At 66.3% G+C, this 12,690-nt stretch carries 11 protein-coding genes; 2 read left to right on the forward strand and 9 right to left on the reverse strand.

Annotated elements, in window-relative coordinates; translation table 11 throughout:
• Window positions 1-87: 87 nt before the first annotated feature.
• Entirely contained in the window at window positions 88-1,350 is a 1,263-nt protein-coding gene (gene nhaA / locus AC4AMJ_RS16555) for a Na+/H+ antiporter NhaA (RefSeq protein WP_489900043.1), read from the reverse strand.
• Window positions 1,351-1,592: 242 nt separating this feature from the next.
• Here nhaA and AC4AMJ_RS16560 point away from each other — a divergent pair, with 242 nt between their 5' ends.
• Window positions 1,593-2,267, forward strand: a complete 675-nt coding sequence (locus AC4AMJ_RS16560) for an SAF domain-containing protein (RefSeq protein ID WP_489900042.1) — start codon at window positions 1,593-1,595, stop codon at window positions 2,265-2,267.
• 253 nt (window positions 2,268-2,520) lie between these two features.
• Window positions 2,521-3,237 carry a large conductance mechanosensitive channel protein MscL gene (gene mscL, locus AC4AMJ_RS16565; RefSeq protein WP_489900041.1) on the forward strand — a complete coding sequence of 239 codons (717 nt, stop codon included), beginning with the start codon at window positions 2,521-2,523 and terminating at the stop codon, window positions 3,235-3,237.
• Window positions 3,238-3,956: 719 nt separating this feature from the next.
• Here mscL and AC4AMJ_RS16570 read toward each other — a convergent pair.
• The 8 genes from AC4AMJ_RS16570 to AC4AMJ_RS16605 all read right to left on the reverse strand — a co-directional run bounded on the left by AC4AMJ_RS16570 (window position 3,957) and on the right by AC4AMJ_RS16605 (window position 12,410).
• Window positions 3,957-5,819: an ABC transporter ATP-binding protein gene (locus AC4AMJ_RS16570; protein WP_489913375.1), complete on the reverse strand. Its 1,863-nt coding sequence runs from the start codon at window positions 5,817-5,819 to the stop codon at window positions 3,957-3,959.
• Window positions 5,820-5,978: 159 nt separating this feature from the next.
• Window positions 5,979-6,632: an MspA family porin gene (locus AC4AMJ_RS16575; RefSeq protein WP_489913377.1), complete on the reverse strand. Its 654-nt coding sequence runs from the start codon at window positions 6,630-6,632 to the stop codon at window positions 5,979-5,981.
• Between the two features lie 75 nt (window positions 6,633-6,707).
• Complete coding sequence (locus AC4AMJ_RS16580) at window positions 6,708-7,367, reverse strand: MspA family porin (protein ID WP_489913378.1); 660 nt, start codon at window positions 7,365-7,367, stop codon at window positions 6,708-6,710.
• A 390-nt stretch (window positions 7,368-7,757) separates the two neighbouring features.
• A complete protein-coding gene (locus AC4AMJ_RS16585) occupies window positions 7,758-7,982 on the reverse strand; it encodes a hypothetical protein (protein WP_489913380.1) in 225 nt (74 codons plus the stop codon).
• Window positions 7,983-8,020: 38 nt separating this feature from the next.
• A complete protein-coding gene (locus AC4AMJ_RS16590) occupies window positions 8,021-8,614 on the reverse strand; it encodes a MogA/MoaB family molybdenum cofactor biosynthesis protein (protein ID WP_489900036.1) in 594 nt (197 codons plus the stop codon).
• Window positions 8,615-8,658: 44 nt separating this feature from the next.
• A complete protein-coding gene (locus AC4AMJ_RS16595) occupies window positions 8,659-10,086 on the reverse strand; it encodes a S1C family serine protease (RefSeq protein WP_489913382.1) in 1,428 nt (475 codons plus the stop codon).
• 138 nt (window positions 10,087-10,224) lie between these two features.
• Window positions 10,225-11,700, reverse strand: a complete 1,476-nt coding sequence (locus AC4AMJ_RS16600; protein ID WP_489900796.1) for a sensor histidine kinase — start codon at window positions 11,698-11,700, stop codon at window positions 10,225-10,227.
• A gap of 23 nt (window positions 11,701-11,723) precedes the next feature.
• A complete protein-coding gene (locus AC4AMJ_RS16605; protein ID WP_489900034.1) occupies window positions 11,724-12,410 on the reverse strand; it encodes a response regulator transcription factor in 687 nt (228 codons plus the stop codon).
• Between the last annotated feature and the right edge of the window lie 280 nt (window positions 12,411-12,690).

Genomic DNA, 12,690 nt, shown 5'->3' on the forward strand with positions numbered 1-12,690 from the left:
AGGCCGGCGGCGCCCCGCCCGAGGGCGGTTTCCGGTTGACGATCTCCCGGTGCGATGTCCAGAGTCGGGTGGCCGGAATGCCCTACCTCAGTCGATGACCTCGACGTTCTGATCCGGCACGTTGTCGCGATTCATGTCCGGGTCCCGCTTCTGGTGCGCGTCCCAGCGCAGCAGGAAGCCGGCCAGGACTGCGGCGACGACACTTCCGGCGAGAATGGCAGCCTTGGCCGCCGAGGCATGGTGTTCGTCGCCGCCTTCGAAGGACAACTCGGCGATCAGCAAAGCCACCGTGAAGCCGATGCCGGTGAGCATGCCGACCGGCAGCAGGTCGCGCACACCGATGGCGTCCGGTAGGCGCAACGGCGTGAACCGGGTCATGAGCGCGGTCGCGCCGAGCACACCGATCGACTTGCCGACGACGAGCCCGAGGAAGATCCCGATCGAGACCGGCTGCACGATGCCGGACTCACCCACCACGGTCACACCTGCGGACAGGAACGCGAAGATCGGTAGCGCGATGGCCGACGACGTCGGCCGGATGGCATCGTCGAATTGATGGGTTCGCGAGCTCGTCTCGCCGTGTACCAGCAGTGCGGGCACCGTGAAACCGAGCAGCACACCGGCGACTGTCGCGTGGACACCGGACGCGTGCATGAGCGCCCATGCGACGACCGCGACCGGAACGAGGACGATGGGGATCAACGCGCGGATGCGGGGACGCCGGAGCCGCACGAGCACGCCGAACACCGCGATGACCAACAGCGCGGCGCCGAAGAGAACGAAATTGATCGTCTCGGTGTAGAACGTCGCGATGACGGTGATGCCGAGCAGATCGTCGACGACCGCGAGGGTCAGCAGGAAGGTGCGCAGGGCGACGGGCAATCCACGGCCGAAGATGGCCAACACGGCCAGCGCGAAGGCGATGTCGGTGGCGGTCGGGATGGCCCATCCGCGCAGCGCCTCGGGATCACCCACCGCCACGACGCCGACGTAGAACAGTGCCGGCACGATCATGCCGCCGATGGCCGCGACGATGGGCACGCCCGCCAATTTCAGATCACGCAGGCTGCCGGCGACGAACTCCTGTTTGAGTTCCACGCCGACGATGAAGAAGAAGATGGCCAGCAGACCGTCGGCCGCCCATTCGCCGACCGAGAGGTGCAGGTGCAGCGACTCGGGGCCGAACTCGTAGGAGACCAAGGAGTCGTAGGCATCCCGCCAGGGAGAGTTGGCCCAGGCGACGGCGGCGACGGCCGCGATCATCAGCAGCACGCCGCTGGTGACGTCGGAGGACACCCATCGCCGGAACCGCTGGCGGGGCGATGGATGGTGGACAACAGCGCTCGACATCAAGACTCCTGGTCATTCGTAGTGGACACAAACCACTTGCGTAAGCGACACCATCCGTGCGGATGGCGGCCGACCAGACTTCCCGGCACACCGTTTCGGACATTCTCCCCGAAGGCCGGGACGGGGTCCAATCGAGAGGTCGATGCGCCTCGGGTTCTCCACAACGGCGACACCGCCGCCCGCTTGTCCACAGATCCCGCGGACCGACCTTCGCCGGATCATCGCGCGCCTACGGTCCGCTCATGCGTCTGTTCCCACGCGACGAGCTGGCACCGCGCATCGTCGACCGTGTCCGCCACGTCCTGCGGCCCGGTTGGGCTCGGTCGATCATGGTGCGCCGGGCCGCCTCGGTGATGCTGATTCTCGCGGCGATCGCGGTCACCGTCGCGGGTCACCGGACCGAACAGGCGCGGTCGGCCGTCGTCGCCGCACGTGATCTGCTCCCTGGTCACGTCGTGTCGGCCGATGATCTGGCGGTCCGCGAGGTCCCGAGCGGGCTGATCCCCGCGGGCGCACTGCGCCTCACCGCAGACGGACTCGGGCGACGACCGGCAGGCCGGGTCCACGCCGGCGAGATCCTCACCGACGCACGACTTCTGTCAGCGCGATTGCCGACACAGCTCACCGGACGAGCAGACGCTCGCCTGGTGCCCGTGCGCCTCGCCGACGAGGCGACGACGTCGCTGCTGCGGGAAGGCGATGTGGTCGACGTGCTGACCACCGCAGACGGACACACCTCGACGACCATCCTCGCGCGCGGCGCCGTCGTGGCCGTCGCCACGTTCACCGCGGACACGGGCGGCCTCGCCGCGGCACGGTCAGATGGCCGACCGGTCCTCCTCGCCATGGCCGAGACGGAGGCGCACCGCGTGGCCACCGCAGGCCTCGACGCCCCGCTCGCGGTCGTCCTGCATTGACCGGCGTGTGTGGCGACGCCATCGCCCGACCATGTCGCGTTTCGGCATCCCGTCGACCGTCGGTCCCGGAGTGTCGACCGTTTTCGTCGAGATGTGCGGCTCGCGCGCTTTCAGCAAAACACTGCAATGGTCGTTTACGATCCTGGATAGGGTTGCCGAGTGCGGTAGGGATGTCACCGCTCTCTTGGGTCGCACCAGCCCATGCGAATACCTGAAACAAGAGCGGGAAGCCGATACGAGAGGACCGCACACCGTGCTCAAGGGATTCAAGGAATTCATACTCAAGGGCAATGTCGTCGAGCTGGCCACCGCGGTCATCATCGGTGCGGCGTTCACCGCGATCGTCACTGCGTTCACCGAAAAGATCATTCAGCCGCTGATCAATGCGATTCCGATCGGCACCGATGCGGCCGAGGGACTCGGTTTCCAGATCACCGACAATCCCTCGACCTTCGTCGACATCGGTGCCCTGATAACCGCGCTGATCAACTTCCTGATCGTCGCGGCAGTCGTGTACTTCCTGATCATCGTCCCGTACAACAAACTCTCCGAACTCGGTGGATTCGGCAAGAAGTCGGAGGTCTCCGAGGTCTCACTGCTCACCGAGATCCGCGATCTGCTGGACCCGGAGGGAACGTCGAAGGCCAAGGAAGAGGCCGAACGCGAACTGCCCGACCATCTGTCGGACCCGGGCGCCGCGCCCGGAGGCTACAACGACCCCGGCGTCACGCAGCGGTTCACCGCGCCGCCACCGGCAGAGGCAGCCGCGCCCACGCATACCGGCCCGACCCATACCGGTCCGCCGCCCCAGTCGGGTCCGCCGTATCCGACGCCCGCGCCCGCACCGGGTTCCTATCCCCCGCCCGGGACTTACCCACAGGGCAACTATCCGCCACCGGGAACCTATCCCCCGGGACAATTTCCGGGCGAGTATCCGCCGCCGGATGCCCCGGGACGACATTCCCGCTGACCATCGACTCAATCGGGCCGCGCTCTTCGCCGAGGGCGGCCCGATTGTCGTTGTGCCGGACACCGCTGTTGCCCGACGTACAGCGCCTTGCCAGGTTCGCGGGCAGCTAACCGCAAGGTTACGACCCTAATGTCGCTCGAGTCGGTGGTGAGTTGTGCCGACAGACCTGATTCGAATCGACACGGAGGTTGCATCAGCAATGCCGCAGAAGCCGGGCCCGCAGGGTCACAACAACAATCGTCCGGGACACCAGGCACCGCGCCGCCCGCAGCAGCAGCAGCGCCGGCGGCCGCAGCCTCGTCCCTTCTTCCCGTTCCCCTTCTTCGGGAGCTGAGAAGCGGCAGTTCCAACTGACGAGTGACGACACGGGCCCATCCCCCTCCCGGGCCCGTGTCGTCGCGCATCAGGGCTTCGTTGAGCCATGCAACTATGAATGGCTATAGTCGACTGCTGGACTCATTCCGAGTCCGGCAGTTCGTCACAGGGAGGGATTTCATGCCACGAGGACACAAGCCGCCGCATCACCACGGCCCCGGACCCCGCCACGGCGGTCCGCGTCGCGGACGGCCGCTGCCTCCTCCGCCGGCTCACGGTCGGCACAAGGGGCCGCGTCGCGGACGGCCGATGTTCGGCATCTTCTTCGGAAGCTGACACGACCGGCACAACAACAATGTCGACGATCCCGCCGCTGTCCGTCGCAGCGGCGGGATCGTTGCGTATCAGGCCCTGCCGGTGGGATTCTGGGATGCCGACGCCGGATCGGCACGCACGAGACGGCCGGCCGATACGGTCAGCGTGTAGTCGGCGACGGCGGCGATCTCGGGATCGTGGGTGATGAGCACGGTCGTCCGCGCCCGCGCCAGGCGCAGGAGTGGGTCGAGTACGCGTCCGGTGGTTGCGGCATCGAGGCCGGTGGTCGGCTCGTCGAGGATCAGCAGCGGCGCGTCGCGCAGGAATGCGCGTGCCAGCCCGATCCGCTGTCGCTGACCGCCGGACAGATTCCCGCCGGCGTCGCGGAGGATCGTGTCGAAACCATCGGGCAGCTCCCCGATGAATCCGGTGGCGTCGGCGGCCCGGGCCGCAGCGATGACCTGCGCGTCGGTCGCATCCGGCCGGCCGTAGCGGATGTTGTCGGCGACGGACGCGTGAAAGATCGCGAGACGCTGTGGGAGCATGGCCATTCCGGCCCGGAGGCTCTGCAGCTTCAACGTTCTGATGTCGGTCCCGTCGAGGCGGATCACACCGGCGGTCGGATCGTAGAAGCGCAACAGGAGATACATCAGAGTGCTCTTGCCGGAACCGCTGTCACCGAGCAGCGCGACGAAGTCCCCGGCGGCGATCGACACCGACGCACCCTCGAGAACAGGCCGGTCGTCGTCGGGATAGGTGAAGCCGACATCGTCGAACTCGACTGTCACACCACCGGGTTCGGCGGAAGTGACTACCGTTGGCGCTGCGACGGATTCACCGATCCAGGTCGGCTCGTGATCGGCGGCAAGCGCGAATCTCTCTGGCTCCTCGGCATCTTCGGGGTCAGAGACGCCGATCGGGGCGTCGAGTATCTCGGCGACGCGTTCGGCGCTGGCCGTCGCCGAGGTCACCGACACCGCCAGCTCTCCGAGAGCCTGGATCTGCGGATACATGTACCCGAGGTAGCCGGTCAGCGCGATGAGTGTGCCGATGGTGGCCTGCCCCCGCGAGATCTGCCACGCGCCGACGACGATGACCGCCATGACACAGAGCATCTCGACGATGCCCACCGTCTGGGCGAAGGCGGCGTTGGCGCGGATCTCCGCGATGCGGGCGTCTCGCCAGAGCCGCGCCTGCACCAACACCCCGTTCCGGTCGCGGGCACCCTGATTGTCGGCCTGGATCGAGATCGCGTTGGTGATGCCCTCCTGGATGCGGGAGGTGATGCGTCCATTGGCTTTTCGTTCTCGGCGGGCCGCTGTCTTGACGACCTGGCCGAACCGCTGTGACACGACCCAGAGTAGCGGTGCGAGGACGAACGCGACCAGTGCCAGTTGCCAACTCGTCACGAACGCGGCAATCGCGTAGATGAGGGCACTGCCGATCGCCACCGCGGCGGCCATCACTCCAGACGACAGCAAGTACTCGATCTCGTCGACGTCGCTGCTGTGCCGCGCGATGAGATCACCTGTCTCGAACTCCCGACGGGTGTACGGCGCCAGTCGTTGCGTGTGCCCGTAGAGGCGATCGCGCAGGCGGAGCAGGATGCGCTCGGTGACCACTCCCCCGATCATCTCGGCGCCGAACGACAGCGCCGAGCCGATGAGGGTGACCACCACCCACAACACCAACGGCGTCCACAGTGCGGACAGGTCGCCGGTCACCAACACCGAATCGGTGATGTGCGCGAACAAGGCGACGGTCACGACGCTGGTGCCGACCTCGAGATAGAGCAACACGATCGCCAGCGCGAGCTTCCATCGCTGTCCCGCCATGACCGGCGAGAAACGGCGGATCGCGGAGAGGACGTTGAGAGTCGGTGGCTCGCCGTGAGCGTCGGCGCCCGCGCCGATCTCGGCGCCCCCGGGGTGTCGCTGTTCGGTTGCCGCCACCTGTGTTCTCCTCCCGGACCGTCCTCCCGATCGGGCGGACACGGTCCCGGAGCGACTCTAGTCACCGTCGGGCGAACACCGACGGGGCGGGATCGGATGTACCGATCCCGCCCCGCGCGGTTCGTGCTGGAGTCCGTTCACCGAACGGACTGCGGTCGATCAGCCCAGGCTGAACGGCTTGCCGTACAGGGTGATGACGCCCTTCACCGAATCGGTGTTGACGGTCACCTTGACCTTCGCCTTGGCGGAGGCGTAACCGGCACAGCCGTCCATGCCGAACTTCTCCTGGCTGTAGGCCACACCACCGGTGTTGCCCTTGAACGAGTAGCCGTTCACCGTGTAGTTCTTGTAGGCCGTGTCATCGCCCGAGGTGGTGTTGATGATCGGGACGTAGGTGGCCTGCCCGGGCGCGAGAGTGAAACCGCCGCCGGCGCTTGGGCTGTTGTTGCCCGTTAGTTCACCAAGGACGTTGGCCGAATCGGCCCCACCGCTGGCACCGAAGTTCACCTGGCAGCCGACGAGGTAGCCAGCGTTGACCGAACCTCCCTCAGCTTTGCCACCGACGGTGATCTTGACCTTGCCCGACATCCAGACCTCACGGCTGGTCGGTACGTTCGTGACCGCGCGCTGAATGTTGACGTATTCGTCGTATAGCCGGACTGTGACGGGCGTGCCGTCGACCAGGGTCTTGGTTACATAACCGCCAGGCAGCGGACCGGCCGCGGCGCCACCGGCACCCAGGCTGGTCAGGCCCATCACAGCGGCACCGGCGAGGCCGACACCGGCGGCCACGCGAGTGTTGATCTTCTTCATGATTCCCCTTCGTGGAATATCAATCTGCTCGGGGCAGATAAGTCAGAAAGTTGTGCTGGAGTTATCTGCTGCCGCTCAGTTGAGGCTGAAGGGCTGTCCGTAGAGGGTCGACTGCATGTACGAGCCGGATCCGTTGACCGAGCCGTCGTCGGTGTTGTAGCCCTTGGCGCCGACCACCTGCACTATGGTGCGGGCCGATGCGTAGCCGCCGCATCGCTGCACATCGATCCCGAACTGGTCGATCTGAATCGCGGCGACACCGCCCTCGCTGATGTCCTTGTCGGTGACGTCAGCGATCACAACCTGACCGGGGGTCAACGGGATCGAGAGCGAACCGCTCAGTGACGGGGACAGCGCTTGACCCACGATGTCAGCGGAAATGCCTCCGTTCACACCGCCCTCGAGACCGGTGATGTCGACCTGGCAACCGATCAGAACCTTGACCGCGATGTTGCCGTTCACGCCTGCGCTGGCCTTGGCCCGGTAGGTGCCGGAGACGACGGCGGCGCGACCTGCACCGTTGTTCGCCACGGACGGAGCGGGCAATGCCGACTCTCCGGTGCGCCAGGTCTGGAGGGATTCGCCCTCAATGCCGACGGTCTTCTTGTAGCCATTCGCCAGCGGGCCCGCCGCTGCGTTTCCCGCCCCCATGCTGGCCAGGCCAACGGCCGCCACCGCGGCGACGGCGCATGCACCAGCCACGCGGCGCAGCCCAAGCTTGCTGAACTTGCTCATTCGTTCCCTCTCACAGGATTCGGTTTTTTGTCCTGCACAACACACCCGTGTGTGATGCAGGTCGACCCTCGTGGGCTGCGGACCCCCGCCCCGCAACCGAACCCAATGTCGGTTTCGGTTCGCTGGAAGTCGCCTTCCGCATACCCCTGGCCACTGCTGCGTTGTCACCTCGCGACAGATCGCAGGACTCCCCGTCGGTGCTCATTACAAGTACCGATGCGTTGTCGTTGCGAACGTTATCGGAGCGAGATCGAGACGAGCAACAGATGCGATCAGCCGTGTCTCGATACCCACAATCATGATTGCAAACATCACATTCACGATTCGTAGATTTGAGAATGTTAACGGAAGGAAAACACGCTGCGTCAGCCATGTCAGCAGCACCCAGACCTAGTGGTGATGTGGCGGTCGATTGACCTCATACCAATCGCTCGACATCCCCTTGTGACCTTCCTCACACTCGTCGGTTGTGACCTCGGGGATCTCGACGCCGAAGATGTCGTCCAACGTCCGCCGAGCGCGCCAGTCCTTGTCAGGGCGTTTGCCAGGGCGTTTGGCGGTGCCGGAGTCGCTGGTAGGCAGCGTCTTGGGGGTGTGATCCGGGTTACTGTCCACGGCGGGTTCCGCCTTTCGGCGATTCTGATTATTCGCGATCAGAATTCGCTGATCGCCTCGATCACGTGCTGCGCCAGCGGGGCGACGGTGGCCATCCCGTCACGCACGGCCGCCCGCGAGTTGGCGATGTTGACCACCAGGGTCTGGCCGGAGATCCCGGCGAGACCGCGCGACAGCCCTCCGTCGGTGGCGCCGGCCGCCAGACCCGAACTGCGTACGGCTTCCTCGATGCCGCGCAGGCGGCGGTCCAGGAGCGGTTCGGTGGCCTCGGGCGCCACGTCACGCGCTCCGACGCCCACTCCGCCGACCGAGACCACGAGATCCACTCCACCGATGACGGCGGTGTTCAGCGCGTTACGGATCTCCACCTCGTCGCCGGAGACGGCGACTGTGGCGTCGACGTGGAAGCCGGCCTCAGCGAGGAGTTCACCGACGAGTGGGCCCAGGAGGCTCTGATCTTCACCGTGTGCGGCGCGATCGTCGACGACCACAACCAGTGCGCGACCGATCTCGTCGCCGCTCCTGGCGGCACGTGAGTCGTCATCACTGTGGCGCGCGACGAACTCACGCGCGGCCGCATCGGCGGCGACCACGTCGTCGGGGTCGATGGCGGTGGATCCGGTGTCGCTCATTCTCTAGCCTTTCTGCTCCACGAGGAGATACCCCGTGTGCTGTTCTAGCCGACGTGCAGGGTCTCCAAGGTGACCTGCGTTGTCTTGGTCTGGCCGTTGATGACATAGGTGATCGTGACAGTGTCGCCCGGCGCATGAGACCTCACCGCAGCCACCAGGGCGTCGCCGCTGGAGATGGCGCGGTCGTCCACCTTGGTCACCACCGCACCCGAGGGAATCCCCGCCTTCGCGGCAGGCCCACCCGCCGTGACGTCGGAGATGTAGGCACCGGGCTGGTCCACGTCGGTGTTGGCGCGTACCGAGACCCCGAGTCCCGCCTGCGTCGCCTTGCCGGTGTCCCGCAGTTCCTCGGCGACCCGGATCGCCTGGTCGATCGGGATCGCGAAGCCCAGGCCGATACTGCCGCTCTGCTGCTCCGCCGATGCGCCCAGGGTCGCTATCGCGGTGTTGACACCGATCAGCGCACCCTTGGCGTTGACGAGCGCACCACCGGAGTTACCCGGGTTGATGGCCGCGTCGGTCTGGATCGCGTCGATCACCGACGTCGTCCCCGACTCACGCGACGTGGACACCGGCCGGTTGAGCGCACTGATGATGCCGGTGGTCACGGTGCCCTCGAGCCCGAGTGGTGCGCCGATGGCGATGACGTCCTGCCCGACGGCGAGATTGTTGGACGTACCCACCGTGATCGGTTTGAGCCCGGACTTCTCCACCTTGATGACCGCGATGTCGGAGATCGGGTCTGCGCCGAGGACGCGTGCGGGCGCGCGGCTGCCGTCGGAGAAGATCACCAGAACCTGGCTCGCCCGGGCCTCACCGCCCTCCGACACGACGTGATTGTTGGTCATGATCACGCCGTCGTCGGAGAGGATCACCCCGGAGCCGCCACCCTCGGCATTACCCGAGCGCACGATGATCGACACCACCGACGGCAGAACGTCGGCCGCGACCGCCTGCACCGATCCGGCAGGCGCCTGCAGCTGCCCGTCCGAGCCGCTGTTCGGATCGCCGCCGAGCGGACCTCTGTGCGCCGTCGAGGAGACATTGTCGTCGGTGACGTTCGCGCCGACGACACCGCCGACCCCGCCCGCCACGAGTGCGAGCACGACCGCACCTGCGGCCAGTGCCGCCTTGCGGCCACCACCGGATCTCTTGGGGCTCGGAGACGGTTCACCGGGCCCGAACGGCGCTCCGGCCGGCGGCATCCCGGGGCCCATGGCGTAGTGGGGTTGCGCCGGGATCTGCCCCGATGCCGGTGCACCGTAGGGATCGGCGAATCGCTGTGTCGAAGCGGCATGGTGCCCGTAGGTGTTGGCGTCGGGTGCCGCCGGTCCCGAAGGCGCGTACGGGCCGGCCCCCTGGCCGGAGTTGGCACCGTACCCGGGTGCGCCGAACTGGCCCGTTCCATACGGACTCTGGCCCGGTCCATTGCCGGTGCCGTACGGGTCGCCCTGCGAACCGCCACTGGTCATGTCGTCTTCCTCGTTCTCCACGATCGCCTCACCCGGCGATGGTTCCCCGATGCACTCGCCGTCGGCCGACCGCCGACGTTGATCTCACCCTAGGCGATCGGGCCGAGGCGGCGATGACCAAAGTCGAGGTCCGTCACACTATTGACGAACCACCTGAGGGGAAGGTTCCACAGGAGTCGGACTTCCCGGCAAGGTCATTCGAATGAGTGCGCCGCCGAGATCGGACTGTTCGGCGGAGACGGTGCCACCGTGACGGGACACCACCTGGCGCACGATGGCCAGTCCCAGGCCCGACCCGGGCATCGACCGCGATTGTGTCGACCGATAGAACCGCTCGAAGACCAGCCCGCGGTCCTCCTCCGGAATGCCCGGGCCGGCATCGGCGACCGTCAGTTCCGCCGTGGTCGCATCGATCTGGCCGAGCCTGACCTGCACCGGCCGGCCCCGCGGACTCCATTTCGCGGCGTTGTCCAGCACATTGAGGACCGCGCGGTTCAGGCCGTGTTCCTCGCCGAAGACGTACCACTGGGTGAGGTGCGTCTGGAAGTCCACATCGCTGCGCCGACGACGAACCCGGTCCAGTGATCGGGTGATCACCTCGATCAGGTCGACCTCCTCGTGCACCACCTCTGGCGCATCCTCCCGCGCCAGGTCGACCAGATCACCGACGAGCGTGGACAGTTCCTCGATCTGGGCCATGACGTCCGAGCGGAGCTCGACCATGTCCTGCGGCGGCATCGCCGGCGCTCCGGGTTCGCTGGACGCGATGAGCAACTCGAGGTTCGTGCGCAACGACGTCAACGGAGTGCGCAGCTCGTGTCCGGCATCGGCGACGAGCCGCGACTGTCGATCGCGGGAATCGTCCAGTGCCCGCAACATCGTGTTGAAACTCTCCGTGAGGCGCGCCAACTCGTCGTTTCCGGTCACCGGCATCGGCGTCAGATCCTGTGTCCGGGCGACTCTTTCGGCGGCACGCGTCAGCCGCGCCACCGGTCTGAGGCCGGCGCGCGCGACCGTGGTACCCGCGAGCGCCGCCAGCGCCACGCCACCGCCGCCGACCACCAACAGCACCCAGGCCAACCGTTTGAGCACACGGTCGGTGTGTAACAGGCTCTGCGCCAACACAAGTGTGTTGCCGTCATCGAGCTTGCGCGCCAGGACACGCTGATTGTCGACGGTCCGCAGACTCTGCTGGTTGTTGCCGGGGAGCGTCGTGGACCGGGCGATATCCCGTTCGACGTCGTCGAACGGAACCTCTCCGATGAGATACGCACTGCCGTCGGGATGCACCAGCGCCAGCGAGATGTTCGTCGCGAAGACCGTGCCGGTCACCAGGGACTCCGGTCGCTGGCTCAGCAGTCCGGTCTTGGCCATCGCCGTCAATCCGTCGGCGCGACTCTCCAGTTGAGCATCCACCTCGTTGTACATCGCGCGGTAGACGACGAAATAGGCGGCCGCGGCCATCAGGCTGACCGAGACCAGCACCACGGTGGCCGACAGCAAGGTCACACGGGTCTTGAGCGACACCGCACGCGTCAACGGCATCGGCGCACGCATCTCCTTCGCGGTGCGCCGGGAGTGGAGTAGTCCGAGCCGCACCGACGACACCTGCATGGGGTCGGTGTTGTCGGCAACCACTAGGGCGGTGTCTCCCGCAACACGTAGCCGACGCCACGCACGGTATGGATCAACCGGGACTCCCCTTCGGCCTCCGTCTTGCGGCGGAGGTAGCCGACGTAGACCTCGAGGGCGTTGCCGGACGTCGGGAAGTCGTAGCCCCAGACCTCCTCGAGGATCCGGCTGCGGGAGAGCACGCGCCGCGGATTCGCCATCAGCATCTCCAGCAGCGCGAATTCGGTTCGGGTCAGGCTGATGGCGCGCTCGCCGCGGGAGACGTCGCGGGTCACCGGATCGAGGGTGAGGTCGGCGAACGTCATCGCCTCGGAGTCGGCCGCGTCGTCGGGAGTCGAGCGACGCAGGAGGGCCCTCAGCCGCGCCAGCAGCTCCTCGAGCGCGAACGGCTTCGGCAGATAGTCGTCTGCGCCCGCGTCGAGGCCCGACACCCGCTCCGAGACGGTGTCACGCGCGGTCAGCACGAGAATCGGCAGGTCATCGCCCGCCGAGCGCAGCCGGCGACACACCTCCAGACCGTCCAGACGTGGCATCATCACGTCGAGGATGGCGACATCGGGACGTTCGGCGACGATCTTCTCGAGGGCCTCGAGCCCATCGGCCGCGATGTCGACCGTGTAGCCGTTGAAGGACAGGGACCGACGCAGCGACTCACGAACCGCCCGATCGTCGTCGACCACAAGGATGCGCATACCTACAGTCTTATCGCGAACTGCTGAGAGCTGTCTGAGCCATGCCGAGGTTGCGTCGCGTCTCGTCAAATTTACTGCAGGCGATCTTCAGAGAAAAACAATGCGGCTGGGGACCCGCAGGTCGCCAGCCGCACAGTCGGCAATCTAACGCAGATTCGCGCGAATCAGGATCCGAAGAAGATCATCGGAAAGTTCCCGATGAATTCGCCGAGCGCTGTGATGTTTGTGATGACCGTCTCGATTGTTTGGAGGATCATGCGCACACTTTCTTCTTGAGGAA

It is taken from the genome of Gordonia sp. LMA484, assembly GCF_058129505.1.